This is a genomic window from Polynucleobacter sp. TSB-Sco08W16 (assembly GCF_018687455.1).
In the GTDB taxonomy this organism is placed as follows: Bacteria; Pseudomonadota; Gammaproteobacteria; order Burkholderiales; family Burkholderiaceae; genus Polynucleobacter.
Window position 1 is genome coordinate 1869543 of record NZ_CP061291.1, and the last position, 16458, is coordinate 1886000.

At 46.5% G+C, this 16458-nt stretch carries 13 protein-coding genes and 1 pseudogene; 2 read left to right on the forward strand and 12 right to left on the reverse strand.

Annotation, left to right across the window (positions count from 1 at the left end; genetic code table 11):
• Position 1: 1 nt before the first annotated feature.
• From FD961_RS09420 to def, 5 genes are read right to left on the reverse strand one after another with little or no spacing between them, the layout of a single operon-like run.
• A complete protein-coding gene (locus tag FD961_RS09420) occupies positions 2-2314 on the reverse strand; it encodes an ATP-binding protein (protein ID WP_215393614.1) in 2313 nt (770 codons plus the stop codon).
• Positions 2311-2892: a DUF4390 domain-containing protein gene (locus tag FD961_RS09425; protein WP_251371271.1), complete on the reverse strand. Its 582-nt coding sequence runs from the start codon at positions 2890-2892 to the stop codon at positions 2311-2313. The genes FD961_RS09420 and FD961_RS09425 overlap by 4 nt, the downstream gene beginning before the upstream one ends.
• On the reverse strand, positions 2889-4205 hold the full coding sequence (gene rsmB / locus FD961_RS09430; RefSeq protein WP_251371272.1) for a 16S rRNA (cytosine(967)-C(5))-methyltransferase RsmB: 1317 nt from the start codon (positions 4203-4205) through the stop codon (positions 2889-2891). The genes FD961_RS09425 and rsmB overlap by 4 nt, the downstream gene beginning before the upstream one ends.
• A gap of 16 nt (positions 4206-4221) precedes the next feature.
• Entirely contained in the window at positions 4222-5226 is a 1005-nt protein-coding gene (gene fmt, locus FD961_RS09435) for a methionyl-tRNA formyltransferase (protein ID WP_215393615.1), read from the reverse strand.
• A gap of 9 nt (positions 5227-5235) precedes the next feature.
• Positions 5236-5751, reverse strand: coding sequence for a peptide deformylase (gene def, locus FD961_RS09440; protein WP_215393616.1), 516 nt, complete (start codon positions 5749-5751; stop codon positions 5236-5238).
• Positions 5752-5833: 82 nt separating this feature from the next.
• On the opposite strand from def, the gene dprA reads away from it, so the two are divergent.
• Positions 5834-6499, forward strand: a complete 666-nt coding sequence (dprA, locus tag FD961_RS09445; protein ID WP_251371365.1) for a DNA-processing protein DprA — start codon at positions 5834-5836, stop codon at positions 6497-6499.
• 218 nt (positions 6500-6717) lie between these two features.
• Complete coding sequence (locus FD961_RS09450) at positions 6718-9381, forward strand: DNA topoisomerase III (protein WP_251371274.1); 2664 nt, start codon at positions 6718-6720, stop codon at positions 9379-9381.
• Here FD961_RS09450 and mnmC read toward each other — a convergent pair.
• The 7 genes and pseudogenes from mnmC to rpmH form a co-directional block, all read right to left on the reverse strand.
• Positions 9351-10442 (reverse strand): annotated as a pseudogene (gene mnmC / locus FD961_RS09520) (FAD-dependent 5-carboxymethylaminomethyl-2-thiouridine(34) oxidoreductase MnmC); the annotation flags it as partial. The gene FD961_RS09450 and the pseudogene mnmC overlap by 31 nt on opposite strands.
• Positions 10443-10489: 47 nt before the next feature.
• Positions 10490-12355 (reverse strand): phosphoenolpyruvate carboxykinase (GTP), encoded by a 1866-nt coding sequence (locus tag FD961_RS09455; protein ID WP_215393617.1) that lies wholly within the window; start codon positions 12353-12355, stop codon positions 10490-10492.
• Positions 12356-12456: 101 nt separating this feature from the next.
• Positions 12457-13815, reverse strand: coding sequence for a tRNA uridine-5-carboxymethylaminomethyl(34) synthesis GTPase MnmE (mnmE, locus tag FD961_RS09460; protein ID WP_215394429.1), 1359 nt, complete (start codon positions 13813-13815; stop codon positions 12457-12459).
• A gap of 39 nt (positions 13816-13854) precedes the next feature.
• On the reverse strand, positions 13855-15525 hold the full coding sequence (gene yidC / locus FD961_RS09465) for a membrane protein insertase YidC (RefSeq protein ID WP_215393618.1): 1671 nt from the start codon (positions 15523-15525) through the stop codon (positions 13855-13857).
• Positions 15526-15540: 15 nt separating this feature from the next.
• Positions 15541-15879 carry a membrane protein insertion efficiency factor YidD gene (gene yidD, locus FD961_RS09530; RefSeq protein ID WP_256438052.1) on the reverse strand — a complete coding sequence of 113 codons (339 nt, stop codon included), beginning with the start codon at positions 15877-15879 and terminating at the stop codon, positions 15541-15543.
• The gene (rnpA, locus tag FD961_RS09475) at positions 15776-16030 is read right to left on the reverse strand and encodes a ribonuclease P protein component (RefSeq protein ID WP_251371275.1); all 255 of its coding nucleotides are present in this window, start codon (positions 16028-16030) and stop codon (positions 15776-15778) included. The genes yidD and rnpA overlap by 104 nt, the downstream gene beginning before the upstream one ends.
• A 71-nt stretch (positions 16031-16101) precedes the next feature.
• Positions 16102-16236: a 50S ribosomal protein L34 gene (gene rpmH, locus FD961_RS09480; protein WP_011903922.1), complete on the reverse strand. Its 135-nt coding sequence runs from the start codon at positions 16234-16236 to the stop codon at positions 16102-16104.
• Between the last annotated feature and the right edge of the window lie 222 nt (positions 16237-16458).

The following is a 16458-nucleotide window of genomic DNA, read 5'->3' on the forward strand; positions in this document are numbered from 1 at the left end:
CTTAGGCTGCCTCTTTTGCTAAATTCATAAACAAAATTGATACTTTTGCACCAACCACTTCCTCGCCCTGCATACGGTTTCGGATTTCAATTTTGGCTCCATGATCATCAATAATTTTTTTGACCACCGCCAAACCCAATCCCGTTCCTTTACTCTTAGTGGTTACGTAAGGTTCAAAGGCTCTTGCCAATATCTTAGCTGTAAATCCAACCCCACTATCACTTATTGTTAAGCGCACTGCATTTTGCGTTACGCCATCTTGCTCGCCATAGGGCACTAATTCTGTTTTTACCTCTACAGGATCAGCCTGATGCTTGCCTTCAAGGGTCGCATCTTGGGCATTTTGTAGCAAGTTATGAATTACCTGTCTTAGTTGGGTTGAGTCTCCCATAATGTTTGGGCAACGCTCATCCAACTGGGTACGCAATGGACTGCCTTCGTACAAACCCAAAATTTCTGATGTAAGTGTATTAATTGAGACCGGCTTGAGTTGTGGCGTCGGGGTTTTGGCGAAGTCCCTAAAATCATTCACCATCTCTTTCATGGCTTGTACTTGGCCAATGATGGTTTCAGTACTGCGATTCATTATCTCTTCTTGCTCTGGGCTAAGCTTGCCTGAAAGCTTATGCTGCAAACGCTCCGCAGATAGCTGAATTGGAGTTAGTGGATTCTTAATCTCATGGGCTAAGCGTCGTGCAACCTCACTCCAAGCGATCGATCTTTGTGCGCTCACCACGTCCGTAATATCATCAAATACCACCATCCGTAGCTCGGGTGTTAATTGTGTGCCACGCACGAACACGGTGATACCGGGCTCATTTTCAAATTCGTTGGTAGCGTGAAGTTGGATTTGTTTTTGCCAAACTGGTGCAGCTTGCGGAGCAGCTTGAGCAGTGTCGCCTGCCCCTTCATTCGCCACAGTTAATTTCATGGTTGCAAAGCCCTCTTTGATGGCGCTTTCAAACTCAATCAGTGCTGGGTTACTACTCAAGGGCTTGCCATCCAATAAGGTTAGGTCATGCGCAAATATGCGGTCAGCGCCAGCATTGCTAGAAACTACGTTGTAATTTTTATCAAAGATGCATACGCCTGCAGTCAGGTTGCCCAATACTTTTTCTAGGAATGCCTTAGATTCCTGCAACGAGGTACGGGTATCGGCAAGCTGTCTAGTCATCACATTAAATTGCCGTGTGAGCATCCCCAGCTCGTCGCCAGTATCTAGCTCTGGCTTTGGCGATAGGTCACCCTGTGCAACGGCCTGAGTGCCCTTCAGCAGCATCAAGAGTGGGCGGGCGAGCTGACGCCCTAATAGCAAAGCCAATATCACCGCAACAAATAATGCAAAAAATAGGGTGAGGGTAAGCGTGCCCACAAACATTTTGCGAAGCCCACTACGCCCCAAGGCTTTCTCTTGATATTCGCTATATGCAGTCTCAACTGCAAAAATATTTTTTGCTAATGGCTCCGGAATAAAGCGCACTAACTGCAGGAAGTATTTATCTTCCCCATCTTTATTCGGATCTGCTTTGCTTAAGATGGGCTTCTTTCGCACGATTGGTACAATCGCCCTTACTCGATAGCCTCGCTGGCCGTTCTCGAGCTCAATTTGATCTAAAAAAGTAATGCCTTTCTTCTTAAAGGCCTCTGCAATCACTTCAGCACTAGGAGCCGGTAAGAATTTCTTAGGTCGCGCTTCGCTACTGAAAATAAAACTACGCTGCATGTTAAAGAGGGTAACCTCTTGAATGCCAAATTGGTTCCGAATTTTCATGACCATAGCGCCGACCTGCTCAGAACTAGAGCCTGCTGGTACTTGCACAATTTGCTCGGCGATGAAATTACCCTCGCCCAGAATTTCTTCTTGGGCAACGCGTAAGGTGACTCGTCCTAACTCTAATCCGGAATCCAGGGCTGACTCAACCTTAACGTCAAACCAAGTCTCGATACTTCTCGATACGAATTGAAGAGATACTCCGTACAAAATTAAGCCCGGCACAATTCCGACTAAGGCAAAAATCATTGCCAGCTTTGCAATCAGGCGGGTACCAAAATGACCTCGATACCAGCGGACGGCAATCACAATCACTAAGGTCAAGATGACTAGGGTTAAGCAAACTCCAATAACTACGTTGGCTGCGTAAAGCCAAATGAAGTAACGATCAAAAAACTCAGTGTTAGATGATGCAATCGACAATAAAACTAATAGCATCAATGCAAATGCGCCGATTAAGCCTATGGCGATTGGGAGCAATTTCTTGCGCCAAGCTTTTGATTCAAAAAAGCTTGGCTTGAGCGGTGCTAAGGCTTCTCTCATCGCTTAATCAGCGCCGGGCCATTAGGGGAGAAAGGGAAATGCAGCCAGTCACTCGAAACATTCCAGTCTCGATTATTCAATGCATTGACCTGGAATGGTTTGGGGAGCTTGCTTAAATCTAAGGTCATGCGCAGACCTGCGGTATAGGCTTTACTAGCATCCAGTTGATTGTTGTCAATAACGCGCCAACCACCGACACTGCCCACCGCTTGCAGCGCCTCAGAAATTGTTTTTGCCGAAAAAGTAAAGCCGTCAGATGCAATTCGATATTGTTGAGTAAGGGGCTGATACGACAAACGTGTTTGTCTTTGAACTAGATTAGATTTTTCATCAAACCAATACCAACGTGAGCGCGTGAGATCAAATTCAGTTTGAAAATATAAGACCACACCTTTTTGAACGGCATCTTCTAGGCCTGGAGAAAGTTCAATTTGAAAAGTAGCATTTAATAACCAATCGCTATCAACCTTTTCTAATTCAAAGGATTTGATCTTGATACCTTCGGCGCGGACAGTAGTTGAAAATACACTCAACACCATCAAGCCCAAAAAGATGAATTGCTTAATTCTCTGGCTCATGGCCCATTTTTCTTAAACAAGGCATAGTAAAAACCGTCATTGGCTTCTGTAGGCAAAAGCTGTCCTGGAGCGCTTAATCGTACCGCATTGCTATGCTGCTGAGCAAACCAAACCGCTTGATCCTCCCCCTCTTCCGGAAATACCGAGCACGTAACGTATAGAAGCAGGCCTTCTGGCTTGAGCATCTTCCAAGCTTGGGTCAATATCTCACGCTGCTTTTGCTGCAAAGACCTAATGTCTGCCTCACGGCGTAAAAATGGGATATCTGGGTGACGAGCAACAATTCCCGATGCAGAGCAAGGCGCATCTAGCAAAATTTTGTCAAACAACACGCCATCCCACCAAGCAGCTTTTGAGGCATCGCCACGAAGCACTTTTACTTTTTCAGAATGCAGGCGTAGACGATCTAAGTTGCCCCCAATTTTTCCAAGGCGCTCGCCATCCAGCTCTAACGCCCTCATCTGACAGTCCGCTAACTCGAGCAAATGGGCAGTCTTTCCGCCAGGGGCTGCACAGGCATCTAAGATTAAATCGCCAGGCTGAGGATTCAATAAAGTAGCTGCTAATTGAGCGCCAGCATCTTGTACAGATACAGCGCCACTATAAAAACCCGGTAAATCAGAAACTGGAACCGGATTAGGCAATAACAATGCGCTTGGCAATGAGATCCCTGCAACCGACTCAATGGGCAAAGATGAAATACTCGCATCGCTTAATAGAGCTTGATATTGTTCCCGTGAATATTGCCGTTGATTCACGCGCAAAATTAATGGTGCACGCTTTGCTTGAGCAAATAAGATCGACTGCCATGCTTTTGGATAATTTCGCTTTAAGTTTGCTCGCCACCAAGCCGGGACGAACATGGGAATAGGATCAGGTGGGTAGTGAGGCTGGCCCTCGGGGGGTTGCAAGGCGAGACTCACCTTGCGCAGCACCGCATTTACTAGGCCCTTGGCATACATCGTCTTGTCATACTCTTCGCAAGCCCTAACTGCTTGATCAACAATCGTATGGGCTGCATAACCCTTCCCCTCAGAACCATCGCGGACAAACAGAGCAATAGCAACAGTCAACAAATGATCAACTTCTGGTGGTGGAGCTTTAGGAACAAATTGCTTTATCAGCTCATGAGAGCGAATCCATTTACGCAATGCATCGAAACTTAAGCTTTGGACGATTGGTCTCTCGTGCGCATCTAATTGATCTAACACTTCAGTTAGGGATCGACCACTCATCACCTCACTAATGGCCTGAGCAGCAATAGTGATTGCTTCAGAAAGGGGTAAGCTATGCGGCGTTTTTTGATCTACCAATGGAATTTACTCGGGGTCAAAGCGATGCCTTTGTTTGAAAGCACAACAATTTATCGTCGGCGCTCAATGTTTGCAAATACATCTTTGCACTCATTTTTTTTCCGCCGGGCTTTTGCATCTCTAACACTTCAATGGCTCCAGATCCACACTTCACATACACGCCTTGATCACCCAAGCCCAACACCTGGCCAGGCATTGCTGACTGACTATCGGGGGCTGTCTTGGCAACACGTGAACTCCACAGCTTGATAGAAAGGTCGCCTAAGCTGCTGGTGGCGCCAGGAAAGGGGTTGAATGCCCGTATCCGAGCATCGATTTGCTGTGCATCTAGATGCCAATCGATCTCAGCCTCAGCTTTTAATATTTTTTCCGCATACGAAATACCAAGATTTGACTGGGACATATGCGTTAAATCATGACCGTTTTGTAATTGATCAAGCACATTAACAATTAACTTGGCGCCCAAGTTGGCCAAGCGATCATGCAGCGTAGCGCTGGTTTCATCAGCAGAAATTTCGAGCTCTTCTGTCAATACTGTATCGCCCGTATCAAGACCAGCGTCCATCTGCATGATGCATGCGCCCGTCTTATGATCGCCGGCCTCTATGGCCCGTTGAATAGGCGCAGCACCACGCCAACGCGGCAAAAGAGAGGCGTGAATATTAAAGCTTCCATGTCTTCCTGGGCGTTCACTAATATCTAAAATTTCTTGGGGCAATATCAAGCCGTAAGCAACTACTACCATCGCGTCAAAATCAATTTCTGATAATTGCTGATATGCATCTTGAGCTTGTAACTTTTTTTGAGCATCGACACTGTTTCGCTTTAGTGTCTCTGGCTGAAGTACGGGTATGCTTTTCTTGAGGGCAAATTCTTTAACGGGACTGGCTTGTAAATGCATGCCTCTACCGGCGCGGCGATCAGGCTGGGTAAGCACCAGCACGATTTCATGGCCGGCTGCATCAATTGCGCGCATGGCCTGTGCTGCAAATTCGGGGGTACCAGCAAAAACTATTTTCATTCAGGGCGCTTAGCGCTGACCTACTAATTCTTTGGCACGCTTCTTCATTTTTTGGGAGATGCGAGTTTGCTTAAGAAATGATAGATACTCAACAAATACTTTTCCCTGCAAATGGTCCAACTCATGTTGCAAGCAAACTGCTAACAATCCATCGGCGTCAAGCTCAAACTCTTTACCATTTAGATCAAGAGCCTTAACGCGAATTTCTGCAGGCCTCTCAACTTCGTCATAAAACTCAGGAACAGAAAGACAGCCTTCACGCCAAGATTTTTTCTCGGGGCTTGCCCAAATAATTTCTGGGTTAATAAAAACCATCAGCTCATTTTGCTCATCAGATACATCAATCACGACAATGCGTTCATGAATGTTCACCTGGGTTGCAGCTAACCCAACCCCTGGCGCCTCATACATCGTCTCTGCCATGTCGGCCACTATCTGTTTAATACGAGCGTCTACCTGTGCCACTGGTTTGGCAACTTGATGCAAGCGCGGATCGGGATAACAAAGGACGGTTAACAAAGCCATATAGGAATTATCCAACAGAGCAATCTGTCTGTCCTGATTGCGCAAAATTCCCCGCCCATCAGAATGTTTGATATCTATGCCTATGCCACCAAACATCATCAGCAAAATCGCCAGGGGTGACAAGAACTACCCTCTCAGACTCCACGACCTCTACGATGCCCCCAACGCCCTATATATAAGTGGAAATACAAAATTGTTACGGCTGCCAATGGTGGCAATCGTGGGCTCCCGCAATGCTAGCGCTACAGGGCTCAAAAATGCCGCTCTATTTGCCCATAAGCTCTCGAAGGCGGGACTACTTATCATTTCAGGGCTTGCTAGGGGCATCGATGGAGCGGCTCACCGAGCAGTCCTTAATCTTTGCCAGCCTCACTTCACGGCAGCTGTTTGCGGCACCGGCCTAGATATGGTGTATCCAAGGGAGCATCTTGGCCTTGCAAAAGCAATTGGGCAGCAAGGGTTGCTTATCTCAGAGTTTGCGCCTGGCGTTGGCCCCAAAGCTTTCCACTTTCCAAAACGAAATCGCATTATTGCCGCTTTAGCACTAGGTGTGGTGGTGGTTGAGGCAACCGAGAGATCCGGCTCCCTTATTACCGCTCGTATTGCGGCAGACCTAGGAAGGGAAGTATTTGCATTGCCAGGACCCATCCATGACCCTCTTTTTGTAGGGTGCAATCAACTCATCCAGCAGGGCGCAAAATTAGTTCAAACCCCCAAAGACGTGCTGGATGAGCTCATTTTTCCCTAAAAACCTCATTTAAGAGCATTTAAAGTGGGTTTTATCTAAAAATTGTCTTCACTCGGGGGGTCAAAAATCCTCTAAAAAGGGCTTTTTTGGACTTTTCCAGATTTATCGGTTAATAATAAAAAAGGGGATAGCAATCGGCCAAATCCTGATTTGGTTTAAATTGATCATCCTTTTTCCCTATTAAAAACATTAATTCAGGCTCAAATTTAGGCAAACGCGTGGCTAAAGCATCTACCAAAAGCAGCACCAAGATCTCATCTGTCGATCACCCTAAGGCTCTGATCATTGCTGAAAAGCCCTCGGTAGCTAACGATATCGCTAAAGCTCTGGGTGGCTTTACTAAGCATGAAGACTATTTTGAGAATGATGACTTTGTCATTTCTTCTGCTGTTGGACACCTCTTAGAAATTGCAGCCCCAGAGGAGTATGACGTCAAGCGTGGCAAATGGTCTTTTGCCAACCTGCCTGTTGTGCCACCCTATTTTGATTTGCGCCCGATCGCCAAGACCGAATCGCGTTTGAAAGTGTTGCAAAAACTCATCAAACGTAAAGATGTCACCTCACTCATTAATGCTTGCGATGCGGGACGTGAAGGCGAACTCATTTTTAGATTGATTGCGCAACATGCAAAAGCATCGCAAACCGTCAAAAGACTTTGGTTGCAATCAATGACGCCTGCAGCAATCCGTGATGGCTTTGCAAGCCTGCGCACTGATGACGAAATGCAACCACTTGCAGATGCTGCGCGCTGTCGCTCAGAGGCTGATTGGCTGGTCGGTATTAATGGCACGCGTGCCATGACTGCATTTAATAGCAAGAGTGGTGGCTTCTTCTTAACCACTGTTGGCCGCGTTCAAACGCCAACGCTTTCGATTGTTGTTGAACGCGAAGAACTGATTCGTAAATTTATTTCGAAAGACTTTTGGGAAGTTAAAGCGGAGTTTATTGCTGCAGCCGGCATTTACGAAGGTCGCTGGTTTGATCCCAAATTCAAAAAAGATGTTACTGGGCCCGACGCTCGTGAGAACCGTCTATGGAGTGAGGCAGCTGCACAAAGTATCGTGGCAGCTTGCCGCGGTAAGAAGGCTACTGTTACTGAAGAAGCGAAGCCTGCAACTCAACTTGCGCCACAACTATTTGACTTAACAAGCTTGCAGCGCGAAGCGAATGCTCGCTTTGGGTTCTCTGCTAAAAATACGCTGGGCCTTGCCCAAGCGCTGTATGAGCGTCATAAAGTGTTGACCTATCCTCGTACTGATGCAAAAGCATTGCCAGAAGACTACTTGGATACCGTTAAGCAAACCATGGAGAACATTGCGGATCATTCGCAAGAATATCGTGCATTTGCTAAACAAATTTTGCAGGGCGATCCAAAGGATCCCAAAGCAAAGGCAGGTTATGGTTGGATCAAACCCAACAAACGCATTTTTGATAACTCCAAGATTTCCGATCACTTTGCGATCATCCCAACCTTAGAAACACCAAAAAGTTTAAGTGAGCCAGAGGCAAAGCTATATGACTTGGTAGTGCGTCGTTTCTTGGCAGTCTTTTATCCAGCCGCTGAGTTTCGGGTCACCACTCGCATTACAGAGGCCTCAGGCCATCATTTCAAGACCGAAGGGCGTGTCTTAGTAAACCCGGGCTGGCTCACTGTTTATGGCAAGTCCAATCAAGCGGATGATGAGTTGGTGCCGGTGCAAGAAGGTGAAACCGTCCAAACCGAATCAGTTAACGCCATCCCATTGAAAACTAAGCCGCCAGCGCGCTACACCGAGGCAACCTTGCTATCCGCAATGGAAAGTGCGGGCAAGTGGGTTGATGACGATGAAATGCGCGAGGCAATGGCAGAGAAGGGTCTTGGTACGCCAGCAACCCGAGCAGCCATCATTGAAGGTCTACTAGCTGAAAAGTACATGGTGCGTGAAGCGCGTGAGCTTATCCCAACGGCAAAGGCATTTCAGTTAATGACTTTGCTACGAGGCTTGGATGTTGAAGAATTAACTCGTCCCGATTTAACGGGCAGTTGGGAAAATAAGTTATCGCTCATCGAACAAGGCAAGATGAATCGCGACACCTTCATGCAAGAAATCGCGCAAATGACTCAGCGTATCGTGAAGCGTGCAAAAGAATATGACAGCGATACGATCCCAGGTGATTACGCCACAATGACCACGCCATGCCCGCACTGTAAGGGTCCGGTCAAGGAAAACTATAGACGCTTTGCCTGTGAAAAGTGTGGTTTTACGATTAGCAAAACGCCCGGTGGGCGCGCGTTTGAGTATCCCGAAGTAGAAGAATTGTTGCGTGAAAAAACCATTGGCCCCCTACAAGGCTTCCGCAGCAAAATGGGTCGCCCATTTGCCGCAATTATTAAGCTTTCTGAAATTCCAGAAGATGATTCTGATTATCCAAATGCGGGATTCAAACTCGAGTTTGATTTTGGAAATACGCAAGATGATGAAACTGAAGCGATTGATTTCACAGGTCGCCAGGCACTAGGCGTTTGTCCAAAATGCTCTGGTGCAGTCTACGAAGATGGCATGCGCTATGTTTGTGAAAACAATACCGGGCCAAGTAAATCTTGTGATTTCAAAACAGGTAAGGTTGTTCTACAGCAAGAAGTTTCTGCTGAGCAAATTCAGAAATTGCTAAAAGAAGGCAAGACCGACTTGATGACTAACTTTAAGTCGAACCGTACTGGGCGCGGCTTTAAGGCCTACTTGGCACTTGGTACAGATGGCAAAATTGGTTTTGAATTTGAGGCCAAAGCTGCTGGCGCAGCTAAAGCTCCGGCCAAGAAACGCGCAGGCGCAAGTGCTGCCACCAAGTCTGCTGCAAAACCTAAGCGGGCAAGTAAAGCAAAGTCATCCTCAAGTAGCTGAGCTGTCACTAGCTTGGCTGCTAGGGCTGACCATAAAATTCCCCTGGAGCCCAAAGCAGTAGCCAAAAATATGCCTGGCCGCTGAGTAAGCGCGCCAATGATGGGCAAGCGGTCTCCAGCAACACAGCGCACGCCAACAAATTCACTACTTTTTATGAGGCTAGCAATATCGCCGTTTTCGTAAGCCAGCAAACCTTTGGCTTGCTGGCGATTAAAGTCATCACTACTGGCTCTGGGCGCAAGATCCCCCTCGCCCTCATCAAAACTTGATCCAACAATCCACTGATAACTTCCATCAGAAAGCTGTTCCGCTGGCAGGCAATAACCATCCCCAGAAATTCCGACCCTAGGCAATTTGCTTGCCCAAGCATCATCTGACTTGATAGAAAAAATGCTCAGCTGTCCACGCACTGGCCTAAGCGGCAGTCGAATGCCAAGGCTATTGATTAAATTCTTGCTATCCATTGCAGCGGCAATCACCACCTTGTCAGCAGAAACGATTTCTCGTCCTGCTTCATCTATTAAATACCACTTCTCATTACGCTCTTCTAGTTTTGCAACGCGCGCGTTCCAAAGACAAGTTAACTTTTCGTGCTCTTTTAGCAACCGCTTGCTTGCCTCTTGTAAGTTTAAGCAAGCCCCGCGTGAAATCCAAACGCCACTTTGGGAAATGCCGCAGATTTTCTCTGCCTCTTTTGCATCAAGCGGAATAGCAATATCTTCTTTTAAGCCTAAAGAGTGTAGATATGCGGCGATTTCTTCCCGGTTAAATTCTCTGTCTTTTTTGGTGGGCTGAAAAATACCATGCGCCCGCCAGGCCTTGTTCCATCTGGCCTCGGCCAATAAAAACGCTAAGCGCGTTAAACGCAATAAGCGAGGAGAGCCTTTGCCAATATGTGGATGTGCGATGGCATAAGCGTGACTTGAGCAAGCAGTCGCGGGAGAGCTTGCGGCATCGATAACGCAGACTGACTTGCTGCGCTCGAGCAACTCATTTGTAATGGTTGCGCCGCAAATGCCCGCCCCAATCACCACGATTTCATGGTGTTGGGGTTTGGTCATTAATAAAGTCTTGGTAGAGCTTAAATTACTGCTAATGAATTTACAGCTTATGCATTCAAGCGTTGTTCGATCTTGGCTCGAGTCTCTTTCAACTCTTTAGGCAAACGATCGCCAAGGTGATCAAACAATTCTGTATGCAGCTTCAACTCGTTTTTCCAGTCATCAACAGCTACATGGATGGCTTTGGCAAACTTTTCAGCAGAGTAATCAAGCCCGCCCCAGTGCATGTCAGTGTGCTCTGGGCAAATGCCAAATGGAGTTTCTTTGCCACTTGCTGTTCCTTCGGCACGATTCAAAATCCATGAGAGAACGCGCATGTTCTCACCGAAGCCTGGCCAAACAAACTTGCCATTCTCATCTTTGCGGAACCAGTTCACACAATAGATTTTCGGCAACACGGCGCCTTCAGCCTCAAGCTTCTTACCAATATTGAGCCAATGCTGGAAGTAGTCGCTCATGTTGTAGCCGGCAAACGCAATCATTGCAAACGGATCACGACGAACAACGCCGATTTGACCAGTAATCGCAGCAGTAGTTTCTGAGCCCAGGGTAGCAGCCATGTATACGCCCTCAACCCAATCACGAGCTTCGCTTACCAAAGGAACAGTGTTCGAGCGACGTCCACCGAATAAGAATGCGTCAATTGGAACGCCCTCTGGATCATCCCATTTTGGATCAACTGCAGGGTTATTCGTTGCGGCAACCGTGAAGCGTGAGTTAGGATGCGCGGCTTTACGACCTGCAGCACCATCGGCTGGAGTCCAGTCTTTACCTTGCCAATCGATTAAATGTGCAGGTGGTGTTTCTGTTAAACCTTCCCACCAAACATCACCATCATCAGTCAAACCAACGTTGGTAAAGATCACATCTTGATTTAATGAATCAATACAGTTTTGATTAGTTTGACGGTTTGTACCAGGAGCAACGCCGAAGTAGCCAGACTCTGGATTAATTGCGAATAGGCGTGTCTTACCAGTCACAGGGTCTTTGCGCGGCTTGATCCAGGCAATGTCATCACCAATGGTGGTTACTTTCCAACCATCAAATCCTTTTGGAGGAATCATCATGGAGAAGTTCGTTTTTCCACAAGCAGATGGGAATGCTGCGGCAATGTGATACTTCTTGCCTTCTGGCGATGTCACACCAAGAATCAACATGTGCTCTGCGAGCCAACCTTGATCGCGACCCATATTCGATGCGATACGTAATGCAAAACATTTTTTGCCCAACAACGCATTACCGCCATAGCCAGATCCAAATGACCAAATCTCACGAGTCTCTGGGTAATGAACAATATACTTGGTCTTATTGTTAGGCCATGCCACGTCTTTTTCACCGGCAGCCAATGGCTTACCTACAGTATGAATACAAGGAACGAATTCGCCATCAGTGCCTAGCTGATCAATCACCGCTTTGCCCATACGGGTCATCAAGCGCATATTGATAGCAACATAAGGGCTGTCCGATAACTCAACACCAATGTGTGCGATTGGTGAGCCAATTGGGCCCATTGAGAATGGCACTACATACATGGTTCTACCGCGCATGCAACCATCGAACAAAGGATTCAAAGTTGCGCGCATTTCGCTTGGCTCTATCCAATTATTGGTTGGACCAGCATCTTCTTTTTTTGCTGAACAAATAAATGTGCGATCTTCAACGCGCGCCACATCTTCTGGATCAGAAAGGGCTAAAAATGAATTTTTGCGCTTGGCTGGATTCAGGCGCTTAAATACACCAGCGCTAACCAACAACTCACACAACTCATCGTACTCAGCTTGAGAGCCATCACACCAACGAATGGCATCTGGCTTCGTAAGTGCAGCAACTTCTGCAACCCACTTAATCAGGCCCTGGTTTTTTACGTACGCTGGCGCATTCACATTGATTTGGCCGCTGGTGGTTGAAGTCATATGTTTCCCTATGAAAATTGAATTTTTTAATCCAGTGATTTTAACATTTTGGTCATATTTGACGTATTGACCTAGATCGGGGTTCAGCTCTTATTAAAGGCTTACTTCCCAATACAGAATTGGCTAAAGATTTTTCCCAAAAGATCATCTGGAAGCAGCTTTCCGGTAATCTGCCCAAGGTGATTTTGGGCTAAAAAGAGCTCTTCTGCGAACAATTCAAGCGAATTGTTGCCATTTGCAGCGAATTGTTCAGATTTTTCAATATGTTCAGCAGCACGCTCAATACAGTCAAGATGCCGCCTGCGGGCTACGATTGCGCCCTCCTGGGGCCCATTCCACCCAACCGTTTCAAGGATTTTGTGCTTTAAAAGATCGATTCCATCGCCTTTTTTGGCTGAAATGAGAATTGCCTCAGGATTGACAAGGAGTTCCTTGGACAAAAGATCTGATTTGTTAAGCACCTCCAATATGGGGCACTTAGAGGGTAGAGCCTCCATAATTTGCACCTTTAACTCGCTTGTCTCGCTCTGGGCATCGGCGGCCGTCAAGAAAACCACCAAGTCTGCCAAGCGAATTGCGTCCCAAGTACGCTCAATTCCTTTTGCCTCGACCTCGTCAGCGGTTTGCCTCAGGCCAGCAGTATCAATGATGTGCATTGGCACACCCTCAATCTGAATGCTTTCCTTCACTCGATCTCGGGTGGTTCCCGCTATTGGGGTAACAATCGCAACCTCTTCGCCGGCCAACCTATTTAATAAAGAGCTCTTTCCAACATTGGGGGCGCCAACTAAAACAAGTTGAATGCCATCGCGCAAAATCTTCCCCTGCTTGGCACCATCTCTTAAGGCTTGCAGTTTAGTTTTAACAGCCCCCAGGCGTTCGCGTGCTTGCGCATTTTCTAGAAATTCAATTTCTTCTTCTGGAAAGTCCAGTGTTGATTCCACCAAAATTCTCAGTTGCGTAATTTCTTCAACCAGGGCGTTGATATCGTCTGAAAACACGCCCTGTAAAGATCTTGCCGCGCCTCGAACAGCAGCCTCACTTTGAGCATCAATCAAATCTGCAATAGCTTCAGCTTGGGCCAGATCTACCTTGTTGTTTAGATAAGCGCGTAAAGTAAATTCACCTGGCTCGGCAATTACCAAACCATCATCTTTGCCTAGCTCAAGACAGCGCTTGATAACTAACTCAAGTAACTGCGGGCCGCCATGACACTGCAGCTCTAAAACATCTTCCCCAGTAAAAGATGCTGGAGCAGCAAAATAAATTGCAACAAGCTGATCAATTAATTGCCCGCCAGCATCCCGCAAACTTAGCAAAGTTGCTTGCCGCGGAAGAAGCTCTTTTTGAAAAAGAGCCTGGGTCATTGAAGATAAATTTTGTCCGCTGATGCGAACAACACCAACCCCAGCCTTGCCGGGAGCGGTTGCTACAGCAATGATGGGTAACTTTCTCGTCATCATTGCTGTGCGTTTTCCATTAAATCTTTAGGCCATTACTTATTTAGCAGGCTTTTTTCCAAACAAACGATTGATTTGCCACTGCTGTGCAATCGATAGAAGGTTGTTAGTTACCCAATACAAAACCAAGCCGGCCGGGAAGAAGAAGAACATGATCGAAAACACAATCGGCATGTACATCATTACCTTAGCCTGCACCGGATCAGGTGGCGTTGGATTAAGTTTGGTTTGCACAAACATCGACACCGCCATGATGATCGGCAAAATGTAATAAGGGTCTGGGATTGATAAATCATGAACCCATAGAATCCAAGGTGCGCCACGCATCTCTACTGATGACAAGAGCACCCAGTACAAAGAAATAAACACGGGGATCTGAATCACAACTGGTAAACAGCCGCCCAAGGGATTAATTTTTTCCTTGCGGTACATCTCCATCATTGCTTGGTTAAGCTTTTGTGGATCACCCTTAAATTGCTCCTTCATGGCCATCAAACGTGGCTGCACTTCTTTCATGCGTGCCATGGATTTATAGCTTGCGGCTGAAAGCGGGAAGAATACTAATTTGATCAAAATAGTTAACAGGATGATTGACCAACCCCAGTTACCAACAATATTGTGAATATGCTCTAACAACCAAAAAATTGGCTTAGCCAAGATCGTCAGGTAGCCGTAGTCCTTTAAAAGTTCAAGTCCTGGTGCAATCGTTTCCAGCATTCGCTCTTCTTGTGGGCCGACAAAAAGCTGCGCATTGGCGGTAACCGTGCTCCCGGTTGCTATTACACCCAACTGGGTTTGCATACCAACACGAAATAGGCCGTTATCCAATTTTCCTGAGTAAATATCTCGGGCTAACTTGGTGTCTGGAATCCATGCGCTCGCAAAGTAGTGCTGAACCATAGCAACCCAGCCAGGCTGACCAGCGGCAATTTGTGCTGGCGGAGTAAATTTGTTTTTCTCAATATCAGAAAAGGGGACTTTTTTAAACTTGTCGCCATCGGTATAAATCGCTGGTCCAGTAAAGGTGCTGGCAGAAAATGCGCCACCAAATGGTCCGATTTTTGGCTCCTCAGAGCCATCTCGCACAATTTCTGTATAGAGAATTAAGGGCGCGCCATTAGCCGCAACCTGTGTAACTCGGTGTCCAACGTAAACGTCGTAGCTGCCTGGATTTAAAAGAAATGTTTTTTCTAACTTCACGCCATTGCGCTCACTAGAGAGCACTAAAAATGGTCGGCCAGATCCGTCTTTGCCAGAACGTTCTAACTTGAATGTGCTGGTGTGATTTGGTAGCTCAGCACTGCCAACCGCAACCAAACCAGAGCGTGCTACATAAGTATGTGTAGATGTGTGTCTAAAAATCTCTACGGGTTTTTGATCGGCAGTGAGCTCTTTCAACAACTTCGCATCAACCACATTTGCTCCTGCAGCACTCACCTCTAGAGAGAGGAGGTCATTTTCGAGAGTAAATTTTTCTGCGCTCTCTGTGGCTATTGTTTTGGCATTGGGTGCCTGAGGCGTGGCCGACACGCCAGAGATGGCAGCCGGCATATCTAATTTTGGTGTGCCAGCTTTATCTGTTGCTGTAGCGGCTACATTGGAGGCGCCCCCAAACATTGAAGGCTTGCCCTCATGAACTTGCCAATTGTTGTAAAGCATTAGGCCTGACAGTGAAAACACAGCCCAAAGAATTGTTTTTTTAAAGTCCATTTGTATTCACTTAAATTAATGAGATGTTTGTTTTACCGCAGGATCATAACCGCCGTGTGACAAGGGGTTACAGCGTGCAATCCGCCAAGCTGTCAGACCAAGACTCTTGAAAAATCCATAGTGATTAAAGCAGTCACAAGCATATTGCGAACAGGTGGGCACATATTTACATTGCATGCCCACATAAGGACTGAGTAAAAGTTGATACACACGGACCAACTTCACCGCTGCGCGATTTAAAGTGCGCACCTTATAAAAGCTCCACCACTTGAGAGCGCAAGAGTTCTTTTTCTTTCTTCCTAAGTCTGCCGCGAGTTTGACGACCGATAGGCTTCTTAAGCTTGACAACAACATCTTTGTTTAATGTTGTTGATTGCGCAGACCAAACCAACTCTCGGATCATTCGCTTTAGGCGATTTCGATCTACTGCACGCTTAACCAGTTTCTTAGCAACAGCGATACCCAAGTCCGGCTTTGCACCCTGTGGGGCACCGACGAGATACATACCCCAAGACAAGTTTGTGTTGGGGCGCGTTTTTAGTAACTCAGAAATCCTTGCGCTATTCAACAGCTAAATTAAACAGCCAAGCGTTTGCGGCCTTTGGCGCGACGTGCATTTAATACAGCGCGTCCACTTTTGGTTTTCATACGAATACGGAAGCCGTGTGTGCGCTTGCGACGTGTTACTGATGGTTGATACGTTCTTTTCATGATAGATCCCTGCAAAACCAAGTATTTTCCTTGTTGCGGAGCAAAAGGTCAATCCATCCCTACGAATATCTAGGTGTTTTTCTCTATTTTTGAGTAAATTTTTACTAAAACACTAATTTATAAGGACTTTTTTTCTTTATTCACAAGTTATCCACAGGTTTTCCACGATTTTTTACCTTGTGGATAACTTTCCAGGATAGCTACAATGGATCCTCCAAAAAT